The organism is Bradyrhizobium cytisi, assembly GCF_008123515.1.
GTDB lineage: Bacteria > Pseudomonadota > Alphaproteobacteria > Rhizobiales > Xanthobacteraceae > Bradyrhizobium > Bradyrhizobium cytisi.
On the sequence record NZ_VSSR01000070.1, the window covers coordinates 53,937 to 75,155 of the forward strand.

Genomic DNA, 21,219 nt, shown 5'->3' on the forward strand with positions numbered 1-21,219 from the left:
ATGGTTCGCAACTTCGCTAATGTCGCCGCCGTGCTGCTCGTTGCCGGAGCGCTCCACTCCGCCTCAGCGCAGACAGCAACGGCTCCCGCTGCCCCGGCGCCTGCTGCAACGACCGAAGCTAAGCCGGGCAAGATCAAGCTCACCATGCAGAAGCTGAAGGACATGAAGGCAAAGTGGGCGGCCAACAAGCCGAAGCTGAAGGCCTGCCGCACTGAGGTGAAGTCCAAGGGCCTAGCCGGCGATGACCGCTGGTTCTACATCGAAGAGTGCATGAACAAGACCTGAGGTCGGGTTCCGCGAACCGCTCGAGATAAGGGGCACGTGGCTTGTTGGCTGCATGTCCCTTAAATGCTTATTGGGACGTATGAATTCTATTGGCATCTGGCATGCCAAAGACTAGGATTGGACCTGTTCGAAAGAAGGTTTACGAGACGCAGCGATGAGCCATGACGTGCACGAGGTCCGCTCGTTCGAACATCCGGGCGAGGGACGCAAGCGAGCCAAGGCCACGCCCAAGGGGCGGCAGGTCGATCCGACCGCCGCGCACGAGATCGAGCAATTGCTCGGCGATCGCCCGCGGCGGCGCGATCTCCTGATCGAGCATCTGCACCTGATCCAGGACAAATATCGCCAGATCTCGGCCGCGCATCTTGTCGCACTCGCTGACGAGATGAAGCTCGCCTTCGCCGAAGTGTTCGAGACCGCGACCTTCTACGCGCATTTCGACGTGGTGAAGGAAGGCGAGCCCGATATCGCTCCGCTGACGATCCGCGTCTGCGACTCGCTGACCTGCGCGATGCTCGGCGGCGAGAAGCTGCTTGAGGATCTGCAGAGCGCATCGGGACCCGGCATTCGCGTCGTGCGCGCGCCCTGCGTCGGCCGCTGCGATACGGCGCCGATCGCAGAAGTCGGCCACAACTTCGTCGACCATGCGACCGTGGCCAATGTGATCGCCGCCGCAAAGGCCGGCGATACCCACCCGCATCTACCGAAATATATCGACTACGACGCCTATGTCGCCGGCGGCGGCTACAAGCTGCTCAACCGGATGCTCTCCGGCGAATTGCCGAAGGACGATCTGCTGAAGGCGCTCGACGATGCCTCGCTGCGCGGCCTCGGCGGCGCGGGTTTCCCGACAGGGCGCAAATGGCGCGCGGTGCTCGGCGAACCCGGTCCGCGCCTGATGGCGATCAACGGCGACGAGGGCGAGCCCGGCACGTTCAAGGACCGCGTCTATCTCGAAAGCGATCCGCATCGTTTCATCGAGGGCATGCTGATCGGCGCGCATGTGGTGCAGGCCTCCGACGTCTACATTTATCTGCGCGACGAATATCCCGCCTCGCGCGAGATTTTGGAGCGCGAGATCGCGAAGCTCCCCGCGGGTGGTCCGACGCTCCACATGCGCCGCGGCGCCGGCGCTTACATCTGCGGAGAAGAGTCCTCGCTGCTCGAAAGCATCGAGGGCAAGCGCGGCCTGCCCCGGCACAAGCCGCCCTATCCGTTCCAGGTCGGCCTGTTCGGCCTGCCGACGCTGATCAACAACATCGAGACGCTGTGGTGGGTGCGCGACATCGTCGAGAATGGCGCCGACTGGTGGAAGGGCCATGGTCGTCATGAACGCCATGGCCTGCGCAGCTTCTCGGTGTCGGGCCGCGTCAAGAACCCCGGCATGAAGCTCGCACCATCAGGCATTACCGTGCGCGAGCTGATCGACGAATATTGCGGCGGTATGGCCGATGGCCACCAGTTCTACGCGTATCTTCCGGGCGGCGCGTCCGGCGGCATTCTGCCGGCATCGATGGACGACATCCCGCTCGATTTCGGCACGCTGGAGAAATACGGCTGCTTCATCGGTTCGGCGGCGATCGTGATCCTGTCGCACAAGGACAGCGTGCGCGCAGCCGCGCTGAACCTGATGAAGTTCTTCGAGGACGAAAGCTGCGGCCAGTGCACCCCGTGTCGCGTCGGAACCCAGAAGGCGGCGCAACTCATGCAGAAGCCGGTCTGGAACCGCGCCTTGCTGGAAGAATTGAGCCAGGCGATGCGCGATGCCTCGATCTGCGGGCTCGGACAGGCGGCATCGAATCCGCTGTCCACCGTGATCAAATATTTCCCTGACGAGTTCAAGGAAGCGGCCGAATGACCAGAATTACGTTCGAGCTCGACGGCAAGCAGGTCGAAGCCAGTCCCGGCGAGACGATCTGGCAGGTGGCCAACCGCCAGGGCCGCGAGATTCCGCATCTCTGCTATTCGCCCGCGCCCGATTATCGCCCTGACGGCAATTGCCGCGCCTGCATGGTCGAGATCGAGGGTGAGCGCGTGCTGGCGGCGTCCTGCAAGCGCACGCCGTCGGTCGGCATGAAGGTGAAGACCGAATCCGCGCGTGCAGTGTCGGCGCAGAAGATGGTGATGGAGCTGCTGGTCGCCGACCAGCCGGCGCGCGAGACTTCGCACGATCCGGATTCGAAGTTCTGGCACTGGGCCGAGACGACAGGCGTCACCGAGAGCCGCTTCCCCGCCGCCGAGCGCTGGGAGACCGATGCCAGCCATCCGGCGATGCGCGTCAATCTCGATGCCTGCATCCAGTGCGGCCTCTGCGTGCGCGCCTGCCGCGAGGTCCAGGTCAACGACGTCATCGGCATGGCCTATCGCAGCCATGGCTCGAAGATCGTGTTCGACTTCGACGATCCCATGGGCGAGTCCACTTGCGTCGCCTGCGGCGAATGCGTGCAGGCCTGCCCGACCGGCGCGTTGATGCCGGCCGTGATGCTGGACGACAAGCAGACGCGCGTCACCTATGCCGACCGGAAGGTGGATTCGCTCTGCCCGTTCTGCGGCGTCGGCTGCCAGGTGACCTACGAGGTCAAGGACGAGAAGGTGATCTATGCCGAGGGCCGCGATGGCCCCGCCAATCACAACCGTCTTTGCGTCAAGGGCCGCTTCGGCTTCGACTATATTCACCACCCGCACCGCCTGACAAAGCCGTTGGTGCGGCTGCCGAATGCGAAGAAGGATTCCAACGACCAGGTCGACCCCGCCAACCCCTTCACGCATTTTCGTGAAGCGAGCTGGGATGAGGCGCTCGACATTGCCGCCAAGGGTCTCGTCAATATCCGGGATGAGAAGGGCGTGAAGGCGCTGGCAGGCTTCGGTTCGGCCAAGGGCTCGAATGAAGAGGCCTATCTGTTCCAGAAGCTGGTGCGCACCGGCTTCGGCTCGAACAATGTCGACCACTGCACCCGTCTGTGCCACGCCTCGTCGGTGGCGGCGCTGTTCGAGGGCCTCAGCTCGGGCGCGGTGTCGGCGCCGTTCTCGGCGGCTATGGATGCCGAGGTGATCTGGGTGATCGGTGCCAATCCGACGGTAAATCATCCCGTCGCCGCGACCTACATCAAGAACGCGGCCAAGAACGGCGCAAAGCTGTTCGTGATGGACCCGCGCCGGCAGACGCTGTCGCGTCACGCCACCAAGCATCTGCAGTTCAAGCCTGGCTCCGACGTCGCCATGCTGAATGCGATGATCAACACGATCATCACCGAAGGCCTGACCGACGACCAGTACATCGCCGGCTATACCGAGGGCTTTGAGGATCTCAAGGAGAAGATCAAGGATTTCACGCCGGAGAAGATGGAGCCGATCTGCGGCATTGCGGCGCAGACGCTGCGCGAGGTCGCCCGGACCTATGCGCGGGCAAAATCGTCGATCATCTTCTGGGGCATGGGCATCAGCCAGCACGTCCATGGCACCGACAATGCACGGTGTTTGATTGCGCTCGCACTGATCACCGGCCAGGTCGGCCGTCCCGGCACAGGCCTGCATCCGCTGCGTGGCCAGAACAACGTGCAGGGCGCCTCCGACGCCGGCCTGATCCCGATGTTCCTGCCGGACTATCAGCCGGTCGGCCGCGACGACATGCGCGGGGCGTTCGAGAAGCTGTGGGGCCAGGACCTCGATCCCGTCCGCGGCCTGACCGTAGTCGAGATCATGAACGCGATCCATGCCGGCGAGATCAAGGGCATGTATATCGAGGGCGAGAACCCCGCGATGTCCGATCCCGATCTCCAGCACGCGCGCCAGGCGCTCGCCATGCTCGATCATCTCGTGGTGCAGGATCTGTTCGTCACCGAGACCGCCTTCCACGCCGACGTCATCCTGCCGGCCTCGGCCTTTGCGGAAAAGGAAGGCTCGTTCACCAACACCGATCGCCGCGTGCAGCTCGCGCGCCAGGTGATCAAGCCGCCCGGCGATGCGCGGCAGGATCTCTGGATCATCCAGGAGATCGGCAAGCGCATGGGCCTGCCGTGGAATTACGCCGGCCCGGGCGAGGTCTACACCGAGATGGCGGAGCTGATGCCGTCGCTCAAGAACATCAGCTGGGAGCGGCTGGTGCGCGAAGGCGCCGTCACCTATCCGGCCGACGATCCGAACAAGCCCGGCAACGAGATCATCTTCACCACGGGCTTCCCGACCGCGAGCGGCCGCGGCAAGATCGTGCCGGCCCATGTCATTCCGCCGGACGAAGTGCCCGACGACGAATATCCGATGGTGTTCTCCACCGGCCGGGTGCTGGAGCACTGGCACACCGGCTCGATGACCCGTCGCGCCCAGGTGCTCGACCAGATCGAGCCCGAGGCGGTTGCGTTCATGTCGCCAAAGGACATGCGCAAGAAGAAGCTGCTGCCCGGCGATTTCATTCGGCTGGAGACCCGCCGCGGCGCGATCGAGGTCAAGGTTCGCTCCGACCGCGACGTGCCGGAGAACATGGTGTTCATGCCGTTCTGCTACGCGGAAGCGGCGGCGAACCTGCTGACCAACCCGGCGCTCGATCCGTTCGGCAAGATCCCGGAATTCAAGTTCTGCGCGGCGAGGGCCGAACGCGCGGAGATGCGGGACGCGGCGGAATAGCAATCCGCGAAAACAACCCCATGCACAGTAGAACGGGGGTTGAAAGGCTTGAGGAATTTTCGGTCTTGCCGAAACGACTTGCAGCGTCGGGCAAAACACCTGTATCAATGCATGGTCACCACAGCGCCCGGATTTTCCGTTTGCAAGGGCTGTGGTAAACGTAACCATGTCCAAAGTCACCCCAGCCACCCGCGCGCTCACCGCCGCTGGCGTTGGCTTCACCATCCACGCCTACGATTACGATCCGGAGGCCGAAAGCATCGGGCGGCAGGCGGCCGCCGCGCTCAGTGAGGATCCGGCGCGCGTCTTGAAAACGCTGATGGCGCTGGTGGACGGCAAGTCGTCGGTCTGTGTCATCGTTCCGTCCGACCAGGAAGTCTCGATGAAAAAGCTCGCCGCGGCCGTGAGCGGCAAGTCGGCGCAGATGATGAAGCCGCCGGAGGCCGAGCGTGTCACCGGCTACAAGGTCGGTGGCATCAGCCCATTCGGGCAGCGCAAGCAGGTCGGCACCGTGATCGAGCAGACCGCGCTCGCCCATGACTTGGTCTATCTCAATGGCGGTCAGCGCGGCCTACAGGTGCGGATGAAGCCGACCGATGTGCGGGATGCGTTGAAGGCGATCGTGGCGGACGTGATCGCGTAGGGCTCTTGCCCTACTGTTTCTGCAACAGCTTGAGCCGGCAGCGTAGCGCCTCGCGGACATGCGCGCGGGCGAGTTGCTCGGCCTTGTCGCCATCGCGTGCGGCGATGGCGTCGATGATAGCCTGATGCTCGCCATGGCTGGTCGAGGGGCGCCCCGTCACGATGAAGGTGGTCGGGCCGAGCAGCGCGATCCAGTCCTGCAATTCCCGCGACGCGTTGTCGAGATAGCGGTTGCGCGCGGCGCGGCAGATGGCTTCGTGAAAGGCGCGGTTGAGCCTTGCCATTTCTCCTGCCATCCCGGCGGCATCGGTCTCGGGCGCCTCGACAAAGGCCTGCTCGATATCCCTGAGCGCGTGGATCTCCGGCGCAGACGCGTGCTCGGCGGCGAGGCGCGCGGCGGCGCCCTCCATGATCTCACGCATGGCGTAGAGCTCGAGCACCTCCGATATGTCGAGGTTGCGGACGATCAGCCCGCGGCCGCCGGCGGGCTCGACGAAGCCGCGTGCCGCGAGACGGCCCAGAGCTTCGCGCACCGGCGTACGGCTGACCTTGAGGCGCTGGGCGACCTCTTCCTCACGCAGGCGATCGCCGGCGCGGTAGTTGCCGGCCTGGAGCGCCTCGCAGAGCGAGCGGAACACCGCTTCGCCCAGCGCCACGCCGCCGCCACGTGCGATCGATCCGCCTGCCTTTGCCGGGCGTCTGGCCATGAATCCTCGGGCTCGCAATGCGCATCCTGCCCATGCACAGATGCCGCTTTGCACCAAATGTATATCTTTGTATACAAAAGTACGCAATGATGGATCGGCTTGACCGGGGCGGCCCGCGGGCAGAATGTCTCTAACCTCGTCGCATCGGACAGACGGCATGGGCAGCAAATACGATGTGCTGGTGATTGGCGGCGGCAACGCGGCGCTGTGCGCAGCGATCAGCGCCCGCCGCGGCGGTGCCTCGGTGCTGGTGCTCGAAGGTGCGCCAAAGTTCTATCGCGGCGGCAACACCCGTCACACCCGCAACATGCGTTGCGCCCATGACGCCGCGACCGAAATCCTGACCGGTCCCTACACCGAGCAGGAGTTCTGGGAGGATCTCCTGCTCGTCACCGGGGGACAGACCGACGAGGTGCTCGCCCGCCACATGATCCGGGAGTCCAAGGACATCCTGAACTGGATCGTGGAGCAGGGCGTGCGCTGGCAGCCGTCGCTCGGCGGCACGCTGAGCCTGGGCCGCACCAACTTGTTTTTCCTCGGCGGCGGCCGTGCGATGCTGAATGCGCTCTATCTCACCGCCGAGCGGCTCGGCGTCGACGTCGAATACGACGCCGAGGTCACCGACCTCGTGATCGAGGACGGCATGTTCGTCGCCGCGCGCCTGAAGCGGCCGATCAACGGCGAGACCGAGATCCGCGCGACCTCGCTGGTCGCCGCGGCCGGCGGGTTCGAGGCCAACATCGAATGGCTGAAGCAATATTGGGGCGAGGCGGCAGACAATTTCCTGATCCGCGGCACGCCCTATAATCGCGGCTCGATCCTGAAGATGCTGCTCGACAAGGGCGTGCAGGAGGTCGGCGATCCCACCCAGTGCCACGCGGTCGCGATCGACGCCCGCGCGCCGAAATTCGACGGAGGCATCATCACGCGGCACGACTCCGTCGTGTTCGGCATCGTCGTCAACAAGCATTCGCAGCGCTTCTACGACGAAGGCGAGGACATCTGGCCGAAGCGTTACGCGATCTGGGGCCGGCTGGTTGCGGCGCAGCCCGACCAGATTGCTTACATCATCTTCGATTCCACTGTCGTCACGAGCTTCATGCCGACGCTGTTCCCGCCGATCGCCGGGCAGACGATCGCCGAGCTTGCAGCCAAGCTCGACCTCGACCCGGCCGCGTTGGAAAAGACCATCATCGAATTCAACGCCGCCGTGCGGCCCGGCACTTTCGACCACACCATTCTCGACGATTGCGTGACCGAAGGCATCACGCCGCCCAAGACGCACTGGGCGCGGCGGATCGAGACGCCGCCTTATCTCGCCTATCCGGTGCGGCCCGGCATCACCTTCACTTATCTCGGCACGCGCGTAGACAAGCAGGCGCGGATGCTGATGGCTGACGGCAAGCCGTCGGCCAACATGTTCGCCGCCGGCGAGATCATGGCTGGCAACGTGCTCGGCAAGGGGTATGCCGCCGGCATGGGCATGACCATCGGCAGCGTGTTCGGGCGGATCGCAGGACGGGAAGCGGCGAAACATGCACGGAACTAGAATTTTGGACAAAGCCGACCGTCTGATGACGGTCTGCAATTCCTGCCGCTACTGCGAGGGTCTTTGCGCAGTGTTTCCCGCGATGGAGATGCGACGCGCCTTCTCCGATGGCGATCTCAACTATCTCGCCAACCTCTGCCATTCCTGCGGTGCCTGCTACGTCGACTGCCAGTTCTCGCCGCCGCACGAGTTCAACGTCAACGTTCCCCAAACGCTGGCGGTGGCGCGCGCCGAATCCTATGCTGCTTATGCGTGGCCGCAGGCGCTGTCCGGAGTTTTCGGGCGCAATGGACTCGTCATCAGCATCGTTGCCGCACTCAGCATGGCCGCCTTCATCCTCGGCTTTGCGGCGCTCAACGACCGCGGCGTGCTGCTTGGCGTGCACACCGGTCCCGGCGCGTTCTACAAGCTGATGCCGCATAATGCGATGGCCGCATTGTTCAGCGCTGCCTTTCTCTATGCGATCCTCGCGCTGGTCATGAGCGTTCGCGCGTTCTGGCGCGACATCGGCGCACCGATCGGCGGCCGGCCTGACGGCGGCTCGATATTCCAGGCCATCCGCGACGCCGGCGAGCTGCGCTATCTCGATGGTGGCGGGGTCGGCTGCTATAATGAGGACGACACGCCGACTGACCGGCGCAAGCTTTTCCATCACCTGACGTTCTATGGCTTCCTGCTGTGCTTTGCCGCGACCTCGGTCGCCACGCTGTACCACTATCTGCTCGGCCGCGAGGCGCCGTATCCGTGGTGGGATCTGCCGGTCGTGCTCGGCACGCTCGGCGGCATCGGCCTCGTTGTCGGCCCCATCGGGCTGCTCGTCGCCAAATCGCGCCGCGCGCCCGAGCTTCTCGACGAGACCAGCTACGGCATGGATGTCGGCTTCATCGCCATGCTGTTCCTGACCGGCCTCACCGGCGTGCTGCTTCTGCTCCTGCGCGAGACCGCCGCCATGGGTCCGCTGCTGGCGCTGCATCTCGGCGCGGTGTTCGCGCTGTTCATCACCATGCCCTATGGCAAGTTCGTGCATGGCATCTACCGCTTCGCGGCGCTGGTGCGTTACGCGCAGGAGCGGCGCAGCGAAGCCGGCTCTTGAGATTCAAGCAGAATGGAAGCGGCCGTCGTGCAGAAACGCGATCGTCTGCTCGATCGCTGCGGCGTGACGCGGCAGGCCGGTATGCGATGCCTTGACGACGACGTGGTCGGCCATGCCAGCCAGCTTCGCGCTCGCAACCGAAACCCGTCCGTCGTTGGGGCGTGGCAGAACAAAGGCCGACGCGATCGGCGCGATGGTGCGGCATCCGGCGATGATACCAATCGCATAATCGGGTGACGGCAGGTCGGCGAGCACCGGGTCCTGGGTGGTGGTCAGCTGCAGGCCGGCCGGGCCGAAAGCGGCACGGTAGAGTGACAGGTCTTTCAGGAGATCGGCGACCTCGCTGCCGCCATTGGGCGTGCCCAGCATCACGACGCGGCCAAGCCGCACCGGCCGGTATCGCGCGATGTAAACCCGCGTCAGCAGTCCGCCCATGGAATGGGCGACGAAGTGGATCGCGCCCTCGCATTGTTCGGCAAATGCGGCGATCGGCGCCTGGATCTCCTCCGCGAGTGCCTCAAGCGGCTTCTTGCGGCTGGAATAGTCGAGATTGAGCGTCGCGAAGCCGCGACGCTGAAGCGCTCGATCGAGCCTCTTCAGCGTCCAGGAGCCGACGCCGATGCCATGCAGCAGCACCACACCGTCGCACAGCGCATGCGCTGGTGCGACGGCGGTGGGCTGCGTGTCAGGCAACTTCGCGCTCCGATGCTGCCGTTGCCTGCTCGCGGGCCATCGTCGTTGCCGTAACATAGTCGGTCTTGCCGGTGCCGAGCAGCGGCACCTTGTCGACCACCATGATCGTCGCGGGGACCGTCAGCTCGGAGGCGCCGATCGCCTTGGCCTGGGCCTGCATCGTGCTGCGCTCGGCATTCTTCTCCGTCGTCAGCAACACGATGCGCTCGCCCTTGCGCTGGTCGGGGATCGACACCGCGACCGATACGGCCTGCGGCCACAGCGTCGTCGCGATGCTCTCGACCGCCGACAGCGAGACCATTTCGCCTGCGATCTTGGCAAAGCGCTTGGCGCGGCCCTTGATGGTGATGAAGCCGGCCGCGTCGATCGCCACGATGTCGCCGGTGTCGTGCCAGCCCTCGGCAAGCGGCTCGAGCACGCCGGGATTTTCGGCCCTGAGGTAGCCGAGCATCACGTTCGGTCCGCGCACCGAGAGGCGTCCGCCTTCCTCGATGCCGGGGACCGGATCGAGGCGGCTTTCCATCAGTGGCGAGAGGCGGCCGACAGTGCCGGGTCGGTTGGCCATCGGCGTGTTCATCGCCAGCACCGGCGCCGTCTCGGTGACGCCATAGCCTTCGAGGATGCGGATGCCGTAGCGCTCCATGAATACCTGCCGCGTACGGTCCTTGACCGCTTCGGCGCCGGCGATCACCAGCCGCAGGGTGCGGAAGTCGTAGGCGTGCGCCGAACGGGCGTAGCCGGTGAGGAACGTGTCGGTGCCGAACAGGATCGTGGCGCCGGTCTGGTAGATCAGCTCGGGCACGATGCGGTAGTGCAGCGGCGAGGGGTACATGTAGATCGGAATGCCGGCGAGCATCGGCATCATCATGCCACCGGTCAGCCCGAAGGAGTGGAACACCGGCAGCACGTTGAACACCTTGTCATTGGCGTTGGCATCGACCCGCGCCAGCGCCTGCGCGGCGTTGGCGAGGATGTTGCGGTGGGACAGCACCACGCCCTTGGGCGTACCTTCCGAGCCCGACGTGAACAGCACGACGGCTGGATCGTTGGCCTGGCGGGCAACGCGCGGCGCGCTGCCGGCGAGCAGGCCCTTGAGCTTGTCGGCCGTACCGATCGAGGCGCGGACGTCCTCGAGATAAACGACGCGCGCCTCCGCGGAGATCGCTGTCATCAGCTTGTCGAGCTTGCCCTTCTCGATGAACGCCTTTGAGGTCAGCACCGTCTTGACCTGTGCAGCCTTCATGGCGGCGAGGACGTTGACCGGGCCGGCGGAGAAGTTGAGCATCGCTGGCACGCGGCCGATGCTCTGCAGCGCCATGAAGACGACGGCGACGCCCGCGGAGTTCGGCAGCAGCACGCCGACATTTTCGCCGGCCGAGGTGCCGGCTTCGAGCTTGCGGCTCAACACCTGCGCACCGAGGATCAGCTTGCGATAGGTCAGCCTGGTGCCGAGCGCGTCCTCGACGATGACCTTGCCGGTGTCGCGGTCGCGGTAGGCATGGCCGAGCGCCTCGAACAGCGTGTGGTCGAGCATGGCGTTCTTGACCATCGCATCGATCATCACGTCCTGGAGCGCTGCGCCCGCAGCATTACGGCGCGCCTTGCCCTTCAGCGCCGGATCGACCGGAAGCTTGACCGGCGGCAGGATCGTCACCGTCACCCGCGGAAACCACGAGCGCTTGATCTGGCTGCTGTCGAGGTAGCTGAGATGCGAGCGCTGGGCGCCCTCGATGCGAACCGGCACGACGACGGCGTCGGCCTTGTCGGCGATCATCGCGGTCCCGTCATAGACCTTCATCAGCGAGCCGGAGACCGTGATGCGTCCTTCCGGGAAGATGACGACCGGTTCGCCGGCGGCCACGAGCTTGATCAGGTCGCGTGCGGCCAGCGGCTTGCTTGGGTCCATGGTGTAGTGCTTGACCACACGCAGGAACGGCTTGGCCCACCACGCCTTGGAGATCCCGGTATCGACCGCGAAGCTCGCGTCGATCGGCAGCACGGCGTGCAGCAGCGGGCCGTCGATCAGGCTGACATGATTGGGCGCGATCAGCATGCGCGTGCCTGATGGCGGCAGGTTCTCGAGCCCGCGCACCTCGGTGCGGAACAGGGCGCGGAAGAAGAGCCCGCCGAAATCGCGCACGCCCTCCTTGCCCCATTTCGTCAGCACGAACCACACCGCGCCGAAGCTCGCGACACCCAGGCCGAAGAAGATCCAGCCGACATGCAATCCGGCCGCCTGCAGCAGCGCGACGAACAGCGAGCCGACCACCATGAAGGCGGCTTGCAGCACGTTGCCGGCAGCGATGATGCGGGCGCGCTCGTTCGGCGCCGACCAGGCCTGCACCGCGGCGAAGGACGGAACGACGAACAGCCCGCCGCCGAACGCGAAGGCGACGAAGTCGATCAGCATGCGCAGGCCCGCAAACGAGGTTGCGAAATCGACCGCGGCGATGTCGTCCGCCTTAACGGTGACGCCGATGGCCCAGGCAAGGTCGATGCCGGCAAATCCCATCATGATGGCACCGATCGGCACCAGCGCGAGGTTGGGGCGAACGTGGCTCAGGTTGGCCGCAAATAACGAACCAATGGCGATGCCGATCGCGAAGATCGCCAGGCACAGCGTCACCACGCCTTCGTTGCCACCGACGACGTCCTTGACCAGCGCCGGCAGCAGCGACAGCACGATCGCGCCGACCAGCCAGAACCAGGAGACGATCACCGTGCCGTCCCACAGTCGGTGATCCGCATGGAGCGTCTTCAACAGGCCGAACGTCGAGGTCCAGGGATTGGCATCGACGGGCAGATCGGGCGCGGAGGGCGTTGTTTGCGGAATGCGGGAGGCAAAGGCCCACGACAACAGGGCCAGCACGACCACGGCCGATGCGACCCAGCCCATATGGGCGGAGCCCGCCACGAACTGGCCGCCCGCGACGGTGCCGAGCAGGATGGCCATGAAAGTCGCGCCCTCGACCAGCGCGTTGCCGGTCGCGAGCTCACCGAGTTCGAGCTGGTCCGGCAGCATGGAGTATTTTACGGGGCCGAACAGGGCGGCGATGATGCCAAACAGCGCAAGCGCCGCGAACAGCAGCGGCACCGAGTGCAGGAAGAAGCCGGCGGCGGCGAAGGCCGCAGCGAAGATCTCGGTGAATTTCAGCCGTCTTGCGACGACCGATTTGACGTATTTGTCGGCGAGCTGGCCGCCGAGCCCGGACAGGATGAAATAGGGGAAGATAAAGACGGCGCCTGCGACCGTCACCAGCGCATCGCCGTGGCCGGTCGCGGCGCTGTAAAGCAGGATGATGACGAGTGCGTTCTTGAGCACGTTGTCGTTGAGCGCCGAGAAGAATTGCGCCCAGAACAGCGGCGCAAATCGGCGTGACGACATCAAATCCCTGATCATGACGAGTCCTGTTTTGGAAGAGCAGCCTGAAGGTGTTGCGTTATCGGTGAAACGTCACGACCGGAAGGGTGTGGGAGGAACGATTGCAGGGTGACGACGGTCATCGGCCTGCTCTGTCCCCTCGGTCCCTCCGATCCTGTTGGTCTCCAAGTGGTCTCGTCAGGTTCGCAAATATCCGGTTGCGGCCGCGGTTTCGGGCGGAAATGCCGCGCTTACGGGGATTGCCCTTGCCGATAAGCAAAAGCTGAATCGTCTCTCTCTCACAACCGCGGGATCGGCCACGAATGTCCGGACATAATAAGTCTTTGTTGCGGCCTGTCCTCGCATTCGAACCGACTCGCATGCGCACCGGTTTCTCTTCAGGTGAGGTGAGCGAGATGGCGAAAGGGGTTTAAGCGGCCGAGCACGCTGAAGCGGCGGCGCTCGTGGCGGGAACGGCTGGTCCGCCACATCCGGAAGGTCGCGCGGCGCCCAGCGAGCACGCCGGCAATATCGCAGGCATTCGCGATCCGATCGATCGGGGCCATGACGACCCGCAGCAGGGCGCGGCCGAAGCCGCTCAAGAGAGCCGCGGCGTCATCGACGAAGGTGGAGGCGATATCGACGGCGAGGGTTTGCATTTTGCAGATCTCCGGGTTAACAATGAACAATGAACAATGTTCAAGTGAGTAGCTTTAAAATGAACAATGTTCAAGAAGAATCATTGCGGGACCAGAAAAAAAATCGTCGGCGTCTCCATATCCTGGAGATCGCCCGCAGCATTATTGCGACTAAAGGATTGAGATCGTTGAAGGTTCGAGACGTGGCCGAGGCCGCCGGCTGCTCGGTCGGCAGCGTCTATAACGAGTTCGGCGACTTCGACGGGGTGATCCTGACGGTCAATCGGGAGACGGTTCAGGCGTTGACGGTGCGGCTGGGCCGGGTTCCGGCTGAGGATCCGGTCCGCCAGCTCTATGGTCTGGCCGAGACCTATCTCGAATTCTTCGCCGACAACGCCAATCTGTTGCGCTCGCTGTTCGAGCATCGGATGGAGGACGACCGTCCTTATCCCGACGACATTCTTCAGATGGTGATGGACGCCTTCGCGTTGATGCATCCGCCTCTGGTGCGTTTGCTACCGGATGCGGATGACGTGAAGATCGCACTGCTGTCGCGGACGTTGTTTTCCGCAGTGCATGGGATCATCTCGCTCGGCCTCGAAGAACGCATGGTCGCCGTGCCGCCGCAGATGCTGCGCCAGCAGGTCACGCAGTTCCTGGACGCGCATCTCCTGGGTCTCGGGATCTTGCCGGCACGGTAACGGCGACGGTCACGCGCGGGCAGCTTCGCGCGACGGCGCAGCGACGAGAGCGACGTCCGGCCTTCCGTTGTCGACTTGAACCCGGTTACGCCCCTTTTCCTTGGCGCGATAGCAGGCGGCATCCGTCCGCCGCATCGCCTCCTCGAGCGTGGTGTTGGCGTCGGCAATGCAGGCAACGCCGATGCTGGCGGTCACCGCAAAATAGCGATCGTCCCAGGCGAAATTGAACATCTCGAGTGATCGCCGCAGCCGCTCGGCGATATCGACGGCGTCGTACGGCGCGCATTGCGGCAGGATCAGGCCGAACTCGTCACCGCCGAGCCGTGCGACCAGATCGTGCGGCCGCCGGTCCTGCTGCAGCAGGCGCGCGACCTGACACAGCAGTCGATCCCCGGCAAGATGGCCGCAGCTGTCATTGACGCTCTTGAACTGGTCGAGGTCGAGCAGGATCAGGCTGAGTGAATTTTCGCCGCTATCATCGAGCTCGCTCTGCAGGCGCGCCTCGAAGGCCCGCCGGTTGGCGATGCCGGTCAACCAGTCATGCGAGGCCTGAAAGGCGAGGCGCTCCTTCTCGGCACGCAGCGCATCCTCGAACGCCTGCCGCTGCAGCACCAGTCGACGCGTGTGCCAGATCAGGAGCAGGATCAGGATCGCGGCGGTGGCGATGTTGAGCCATGTCAGCGTCAGCTTGATGGCGCGGGAGCCTTCGCCGAGCACGGTCGAGAATCGCTCGGCATGCCCTGTGAACTGCCTGTTCAGCTCCGAGAGGCGGGACGATAGGAATTGCAGACGGTCGCTGTCCCTGACGGGACCGTTTTTTAGTTCACTCTTGATGACTTCACCGAAGACGCTGAGCTCCAGCAGCATCGGATCGGTGGCAGCCCACTCCCGGATCGCTTCGCGGAGGAAGCTGACTTGGTTGAAATAGCGGAACAGCCAAATCAGGCCGGGGACGTCATCTGGATGGTTGCCACCCTGCAGGAAGCCGATGCGCGCGAGCTCGACGTCGACCGGATCGCCCTCGAGTGCCCATCTCGCGTATTCGTCGCCGATCGGGACGGCGAGCGAGGTCTGATATTGCGCGAACTGGCTGGCCTGGCCCGAATGCAGATAGAGATTGAGGAAATAAACGGCGTTCTTCTGCGAGCGCGACCACATCGCCTCGCCCGCGACATAGGCGCGAACCGATGACATCACCTCTAAGCTGAATCCTGCGATCGCCGCCTGAAGCACGACGACCATGACAAAAGGCGAGACGAGCTTGATGACGTGAAGGAAGCTGCGTTCCTTCGCCGACGTTGCAGTTCTGCGCAACACTCTGCGTTCCCCAAATCACTCAACGACCCCAGCGGAGCGTCGGCTGATAACGCGGATTACGCGAGAACGCTGCTTAACTCGACCTGAAAGAGCCGAGAGATTGTCTTGCAGGGTGAAAGCGTTGTGAAACGGATTCGTGCAGATCGCCGCAAATGCCGCCAAACCGGAACCGGCGCGCCGATGCCGCGAATCCGACCCTCGCGATTTACTCGATTGAGAGAATTTGGATCGGGGCTAGACCAGCACAGGCTTGCGCACGCGGCCGGCATCGCCGAACACGCGCAAATAGCGCTCGATCTCCGAGGGAAGACCGGTTGCCTTCTCCGGATTGTCGGAGAGCTTGACGGCCGGATGTCCGTCGACCGACGACACCTTGCACACGATCGAGATCGGATCGAGATCGAATGAGCCATCCGGCGCGCAGCCGACGAAATCGTTGGTGAGGTTGGTGCCCCAGCCGAACGAGAGCCGCGAGCGGCCGGAGAAGTGGTGATAGGTCTCCTCGATCGAGCCGACATCCATCGCGTCGGAGAACACGAGCAGCTTGTCCTTGGGGTTGCGGCCCTTCTTCGCCCACCATGCGATGATCTCTTCGCCGGCCTGGATTGGCGGCGCGCTGTCGGGGCGGAAGCCGGTCCAGTCCGCCACCCATTCCGGCGCATCGCGCAGGAAGGCTTTGGTGCCGAAAGCATCCGGCAGCGCGATCAGCAGATTACCGCCATAGGTCTGACGCCACTGGTCGAGAACGCGATAGGGCGCCCAGCGCAATTCTTCGTCGTCCTTGGCGAGCGCGGCGGCGACCATCGGCAGCTCATGCGCATTGGTGCCGATGGCTTCGAGATCGTTGTCCATCGCCAGCAGCACGTTGGAGGTGCCGATGAAGGACGAACCCAGGCCCTCCTTCACCGCTTCCACGCACCAGCGCTGCCACAGGAAGCCGTGGCGGCGGCGGGTGCCGAAGTCGGACAGCCGCAAATTTTCCAGCTCGCGCAGCCGCTCCACCTTGGTCCATAGCTTGGCCTTGGCGCGGGCATAGAGCACGTCCAGCTCGAAGCGGCCGCGGCCCTTCATCGCCGAACGCGAGCGCAATTCGTTGAGGATGGCGAGCGCCGGAATCTCCCACATCGTGGTATGGGTCCAGGGCCCGTGGAAATGCAGCTCATACTGGCCCTCGACCTTGCGCAGCTCGTATTCGGGAAGGCGGAATTCGGCGAGCCAGCGGATGAAATCCGCGGAGAACATGTGCGTCTTGCCGTAGAAGGTGTTGCCGGCGAGCCAGATCAACTCCTTCTTGGTGAAGCGGATGGTGCGGGCATGATCGAGCTGGGCGCGCAGCTCGCCCTCGTCGATGATCTCGGCAAGGCGCACATGGCGCGAACGATTGATGACCGAAAACGTCACCTGTTGATCCGGGTATGATTCCCGAATCAGCTGTAACATCAATAGCTTATAGAAGTCGGTATCAAGCAGGCTGCGGATGATGGGATCCAGCCGCCAGCTGTGATTGTAGGTTCGGCTCGCAATATCGGTCACTGTCATGTGGGAATTCTAGCGTGGCTCTCCCTGCGCAACCAGTGGGTTTGGCGAGGGGCGGGCTTCCGAAACTTGGGACGGGTCTCAAGTCTCCGCGGCGGTCGCGGCCACGGCCTCGAGTTGGGCCCTGATCCAGCGATGCGCCGGGTCCTTCTGATAGCGCTGGTGCCAGACCATGAACATCGGCAGTTCGGCCAGCGTTCGCGTGCGTGAGGCCAGCGGTATCAGCGCATGCGCGAAGCCACCCATCACGCCGGAGGCCAGCAGGCTCGGCATGCTCGCCAGCATCTGCGTCCCGCGCAGGAACGACGGCACGCCCGAGAAGCTCGGCACGGAGATGGCAATGTCGCGGTGGAAGCCGTTCGCGGCGAGCCGGCGATCGAAATCGAGCCGCTCGTTGTCGGTATAGACCACGGTGATGTGGCGCGCTGCGAGATAGGCGCTACGGCTGCCTGGTGCGGTGCGCGTCTTGGGATCGTAATAGCAGACGTAATGATCCCGCAGCAGCCGCCTTTGCACAATGTCGATGCCGGACGGTGGCAGTGGTGTGATCAGGAGATCGCAACGATTCTCGCGCAGCATCGCAGGCGAGGGCGACTGCGATGGGATTAGACGCAGATTGAGGCTCTTCACCTGCGCGGCGACATGTCCGAAGAAGCGCGGCAGCAGCAAATCGCGCTGAAGGTCGTTGGCAGCGATCGTCAGCGAGAGCTGCGCGCTCGCCGGCTCGAACGTGACACCGCCTGCGAAGCTGCGCATCTCGTCGATCAGCGCCCGCGCTTTTGCGGCCAGAGCCTGGGCGTGGGCGGTCGCGACAATGCCACGGCCGGATTTGGCGAACAGCGGATCGCCGGCGATCTGCCGCAGCTTGTTCAGGGCGTGACTGACGGCCGACTGTGTCAGGCCGAGCCGGATTGCGGCGGCCGTCACCGAACCTTCCTCCAGCACCGCGAGGAATAGTTCGAGGGCGTGCCCGTCGAGCGCCAAATGATCTATTTTCTTCATGCAATATATTATAATCGATCTATTTATCTGTGGAATAGGCCGGCCCATGATCTCCCGATAGGCCGTGCGCCAGGACCGGCCGCAGCCAAAGGGAGAGACAACGCCGATGAATGCCCAGGCGCCAGCCTTAAGGGATCCCCGCCTCAACGCTCCCGAGCCGTTCACGCCGCGTGATGGCGGCTTCTTCCAGCGCGACCGCGCCATCCACCCGCCGGCCTACGCGCCCGGCTACAAATCCTCGGTGCTGCGCTCGCCGCGCCAGCCGCTGCTGTCGCTGGAGAGCTCGGTCTCGGAGATCACGGGGCCGGCGTTCGGGCACAACGATCTCGGCCCGCTCGACAACGATCTGATCCGCAACTACGCCAAGGACGGCGATCCCGTCGGCGAGCGCATCATCGTCCACGGCCGCGTGCTGGACGAGACCGGCCGCGGCGTGCCGAACACGCTGGTCGAGTTCTGGCAGGCCAATGCCGGCGGCCGCTACCGGCACAGGAAGGACACGTATCTGGCGCCGATCGATCCGAATTTCGGCGGCTGCGGCCGTGCTCTGACCGACGACACCGGCTATTACTACTTCCGCACCGTGAAGCCTGGGCCCTATCCCTGGCGCAACTTCGTCAACAGCTGGCGCCCCGCCCACATCCATTTCTCGGTGTTCGGTTCGGGCTTTGCGCAGCGGCTGATTACGCAGATGTATTTTGAGGGTGATCCCTTGATCCCGGTCTGCCCGATCCTGACGACGATCCCGGACAAGGGCGCGCTCGACCGCCTGGTGGCGCCGCTCGACCTCAACGCCTCGACGCCGTTCGACTCACTCGCCTATCGCTTCGACATCGTGCTGCGCGGCCAGCGCTCCACCTATTTCGAGAACCGTCCCGAAGGGAACTGAGCCCATGCCGCAGCCGCTCAACTATCTCAAGGAAACCGTCTCGCAGACCGCCGGACCCTACGTTCATATCGGCCTGATCCCGGCCATGGCCGGCTTCGACATTTTCGAGAAGAACTTTTCCAACGTGCTGGTGACGCCGAACACGAAGGGTGAACGCATCACGCTGGAAGGGAGGGTGATCGACGGCAGCGGCACGGTGCTGCGCGACGTTCTTTTGGAGATCTGGCAGGCCAACGCGGCCGGCCGCTACAACCATCCGGCTGATCGTTCGGCCGGCGCGCTGGACGAGGACTTCCGCGGCTGGGGCCGTGCCGGCTCCGATTTCGAGAGCGGACTCGTCACCTTCGAGACCATCAAGCCGGGTGCGATCGTCGACAGGGCCGGGCGCAAATGCGCGCCGCACGTCAACATCTGGATTGTCGCCCGCGGCATCAATATCGGGCTCAACACCCGGCTCTATTTCTCCGATGAAGAGGCCGCCAACGCCGCCGATCCCGTGCTCAATCTGGTCGAGCCTCCGGTGCGTCGCAACACGCTGATCGCCACCCGCAGCGAGCGCGCCGGCAAGGCCGTATATTCCTTCGCGATCAATCTGCAGGGACCGGACGAGACGGTGTTCTTCGACGTCTGACGATCCAGGGATCGTCAGGCCCAGATTATTCCAGCTGGTCGCTTCGATTCACCGTTCCGCGCGCGATGAATTGCGGCGGTTGCTGACGCATCTCGCGCGATCCCGGCCGTTCCGCCGGATCGCGCCCCACTCTCGGCTTCAGTTCCGCCAGGTCAACGAAGATGTCCGCCTGTCGGCGCAGTTCGTCGGCGATCATCGGCGGCTGGCTGGCCAGCGTGGAGATGACGGTCACCCGGACGCCGCGGCGCTGCACGGCTTCCACCAGCGAACGAAAATCTCCATCGCCTGAGAACAACACGATCTGATCGACGTGCCCGGCGAGCTCCATCGCCGTCACGGCGAGGTCCACGTCCATGCTGCCCTTCACCTTGCGGCGGCCGGTGGTGGCGTCGACAAACTCCTTGGTGAGCTTGGTGACGACGGTATACCCGTTATAGTCGAGCCAATCGATCAATGGGCGGATTGACGAGTATTCCTGATCGTCAATGAGTGTCGTGTAGTAGAAGGCCCGCAGCAACACGCCTCGGCCGCGAAATTCGCTGAGCAGACGCCTGTAATCGATGTCGAAACCGAGCGCCTTGGAGGTGGCATAGAGATTGGAGCCATCGATGAAGAGCGCGATCTTCTCAAACGAAGACATTAAGCACGAAACTCCAGTTTCGCATGGAAGCCGGCAGCTTCGACCGCGAGGGCTCGATGTGTCGGCCGGGAAAACACTGAGGTCGCTGACGGCTTGCTGAAAAAGCAGCGCAGACGACCGGACAGGGTGTGGCCGTCTTGCGCCAAGGTTAGGGAGGTCCGTGCCACCAGCGTCTGGGGCGCCGAATGCAGCCACGATAAGGCGTGCGCATTCCGCGCTCAATCGTACGGAGGTAAACGAATTCTATCCAAAGGGTTGGTCGCTCTATACCAAGGTAAGTACGAGCGCGCCGTCCAGTCGTGTATTCCTTCGCGGTCAACTGCAGGGGCCGGAGGAGGTCGTCTGCTCCGATGTTTGCTTCACTTGATCAGGAATGAGCCGGCCGCATCTGATGACGAGGCCAGCTCTCTTGTCGTGGTGGAGCTTGCACCGCCGAGCTCCGTCGGTGACGTGCCAGCTAAAACCCGGTCGGTCCCACCGCTCCGACCCAGCGCTTGACCTTGGTGGGATCTTTTTCGTCCATATAGAAGAAATGGGCCATCGTCGGTCTCACGGGTTCGATGCTGGGATCGTCGAAGCGCATCGCGACCTTGCCGTGGAAGATCTTGAGCTCAGGGCTGTCCCAGTACTCGACGACGTCATGCAGCGCGGTGAAGCCACGGTCGATGAACTGCCGCAGATTGTTGCGGATAGCATCGCGGCCGTGCCAGTCGGCAACGCCGAGATTGCAGATCGCATCGTCGGCGAAACAGTCAAAACCCTTGCCAAAGGTCTTGTCGTCGATCTCCTTCCACATCGCGAGAAGCCATTCCGGCGGGGCGGTCTTGGTAAAAGTCTTCGTGGTCATGGGCTCTCCTCGAGGCTGGACAGCGGCAACATAACCGGGCACGTTTTGGCGCAAATGCCAAAGACCCC

18 protein-coding genes are annotated in these 21,219 nt (G+C 63.9%); 9 read left to right on the plus strand and 9 right to left on the minus strand.

The window, feature by feature from the left end; genetic code table 11:
* The 4 genes from FXB38_RS34465 to ybaK all read left to right on the plus strand — a co-directional run bounded on the left by FXB38_RS34465 (position 1) and on the right by ybaK (position 5,548).
* Positions 1-285, plus strand: coding sequence for a hypothetical protein (locus tag FXB38_RS34465; protein ID WP_148755397.1), 285 nt, complete (start codon positions 1-3; stop codon positions 283-285).
* A 154-nt stretch (positions 286-439) separates the two neighbouring features.
* The gene (locus FXB38_RS34470) at positions 440-2,143 is read left to right on the plus strand and encodes an NADH-ubiquinone oxidoreductase-F iron-sulfur binding region domain-containing protein (protein WP_148755398.1); all 1,704 of its coding nucleotides are present in this window, start codon (positions 440-442) and stop codon (positions 2,141-2,143) included.
* Entirely contained in the window at positions 2,140-4,905 is a 2,766-nt protein-coding gene (gene fdhF, locus FXB38_RS34475) for a formate dehydrogenase subunit alpha (protein WP_148755399.1), read from the plus strand. The genes FXB38_RS34470 and fdhF overlap by 4 nt, the downstream gene beginning before the upstream one ends.
* Before the next feature lie 166 nt (positions 4,906-5,071).
* Complete coding sequence (gene ybaK, locus FXB38_RS34480; protein ID WP_148755400.1) at positions 5,072-5,548, plus strand: Cys-tRNA(Pro) deacylase; 477 nt, start codon at positions 5,072-5,074, stop codon at positions 5,546-5,548.
* 10 nt (positions 5,549-5,558) lie between these two features.
* Here the strand turns inward: ybaK and FXB38_RS34485 are convergent, their stop codons facing one another.
* A complete protein-coding gene (locus tag FXB38_RS34485; protein ID WP_148755401.1) occupies positions 5,559-6,254 on the minus strand; it encodes a GntR family transcriptional regulator in 696 nt (231 codons plus the stop codon).
* A gap of 157 nt (positions 6,255-6,411) precedes the next feature.
* Between FXB38_RS34485 and tcuA the strand changes: the two genes are divergently transcribed.
* Positions 6,412-7,803, plus strand: a complete 1,392-nt coding sequence (tcuA, locus tag FXB38_RS34490) for an FAD-dependent tricarballylate dehydrogenase TcuA (protein WP_148755402.1) — start codon at positions 6,412-6,414, stop codon at positions 7,801-7,803.
* Positions 7,790-8,896 carry a tricarballylate utilization 4Fe-4S protein TcuB gene (gene tcuB / locus FXB38_RS34495; protein ID WP_148755403.1) on the plus strand — a complete coding sequence of 369 codons (1,107 nt, stop codon included), beginning with the start codon at positions 7,790-7,792 and terminating at the stop codon, positions 8,894-8,896. Before tcuA ends, tcuB begins: the two co-directional genes overlap by 14 nt.
* 3 nt (positions 8,897-8,899) lie before the next feature.
* On the opposite strand, the gene FXB38_RS34500 is transcribed toward tcuB, so the two are convergent.
* The 3 genes from FXB38_RS34500 to FXB38_RS34510 form a co-directional block, all read right to left on the minus strand.
* Positions 8,900-9,589 (minus strand): alpha/beta hydrolase, encoded by a 690-nt coding sequence (locus tag FXB38_RS34500; RefSeq protein ID WP_246230347.1) that lies wholly within the window; start codon positions 9,587-9,589, stop codon positions 8,900-8,902.
* Positions 9,582-12,989 (minus strand): acyl-[ACP]--phospholipid O-acyltransferase, encoded by a 3,408-nt coding sequence (locus FXB38_RS34505; protein ID WP_148755405.1) that lies wholly within the window; start codon positions 12,987-12,989, stop codon positions 9,582-9,584. Before FXB38_RS34505 ends, FXB38_RS34500 begins: the two co-directional genes overlap by 8 nt.
* Before the next feature lie 359 nt (positions 12,990-13,348).
* Entirely contained in the window at positions 13,349-13,609 is a 261-nt protein-coding gene (locus FXB38_RS34510) for a hypothetical protein (protein ID WP_148755406.1), read from the minus strand.
* 59 nt (positions 13,610-13,668) lie between these two features.
* On the opposite strand from FXB38_RS34510, the gene FXB38_RS34515 reads away from it, so the two are divergent.
* Positions 13,669-14,289 (plus strand): TetR/AcrR family transcriptional regulator, encoded by a 621-nt coding sequence (locus FXB38_RS34515; protein ID WP_148755429.1) that lies wholly within the window; start codon positions 13,669-13,671, stop codon positions 14,287-14,289.
* A gap of 9 nt (positions 14,290-14,298) precedes the next feature.
* On the opposite strand, the gene FXB38_RS34520 is transcribed toward FXB38_RS34515, so the two are convergent.
* The 3 genes from FXB38_RS34520 to FXB38_RS34530 all read right to left on the minus strand — a co-directional run bounded on the left by FXB38_RS34520 (position 14,299) and on the right by FXB38_RS34530 (position 18,144).
* Entirely contained in the window at positions 14,299-15,606 is a 1,308-nt protein-coding gene (locus FXB38_RS34520) for a GGDEF domain-containing protein (RefSeq protein ID WP_148755407.1), read from the minus strand.
* 234 nt (positions 15,607-15,840) lie between these two features.
* The gene (gene pncB / locus FXB38_RS34525; RefSeq protein ID WP_148755408.1) at positions 15,841-17,145 is read right to left on the minus strand and encodes a nicotinate phosphoribosyltransferase; all 1,305 of its coding nucleotides are present in this window, start codon (positions 17,143-17,145) and stop codon (positions 15,841-15,843) included.
* A 78-nt stretch (positions 17,146-17,223) separates the two neighbouring features.
* Complete coding sequence (locus FXB38_RS34530; protein WP_187435343.1) at positions 17,224-18,144, minus strand: LysR family transcriptional regulator; 921 nt, start codon at positions 18,142-18,144, stop codon at positions 17,224-17,226.
* Between the two features lie 106 nt (positions 18,145-18,250).
* Between FXB38_RS34530 and pcaH the strand changes: the two genes are divergently transcribed.
* Complete coding sequence (gene pcaH, locus FXB38_RS34535) at positions 18,251-19,033, plus strand: protocatechuate 3,4-dioxygenase subunit beta (RefSeq protein WP_148755410.1); 783 nt, start codon at positions 18,251-18,253, stop codon at positions 19,031-19,033.
* A 4-nt stretch (positions 19,034-19,037) separates the two neighbouring features.
* On the plus strand, positions 19,038-19,664 hold the full coding sequence (pcaG, locus tag FXB38_RS34540) for a protocatechuate 3,4-dioxygenase subunit alpha (protein ID WP_148755411.1): 627 nt from the start codon (positions 19,038-19,040) through the stop codon (positions 19,662-19,664).
* Between the two features lie 25 nt (positions 19,665-19,689).
* On the opposite strand, the gene FXB38_RS34545 is transcribed toward pcaG, so the two are convergent.
* Both FXB38_RS34545 and FXB38_RS34550 read right to left on the minus strand, forming a co-directional pair.
* A complete protein-coding gene (locus FXB38_RS34545; RefSeq protein ID WP_148755412.1) occupies positions 19,690-20,304 on the minus strand; it encodes a LabA-like NYN domain-containing protein in 615 nt (204 codons plus the stop codon).
* A gap of 457 nt (positions 20,305-20,761) precedes the next feature.
* Complete coding sequence (locus tag FXB38_RS34550; RefSeq protein WP_148755413.1) at positions 20,762-21,151, minus strand: nuclear transport factor 2 family protein; 390 nt, start codon at positions 21,149-21,151, stop codon at positions 20,762-20,764.
* Positions 21,152-21,219 lie beyond the last annotated feature (68 nt).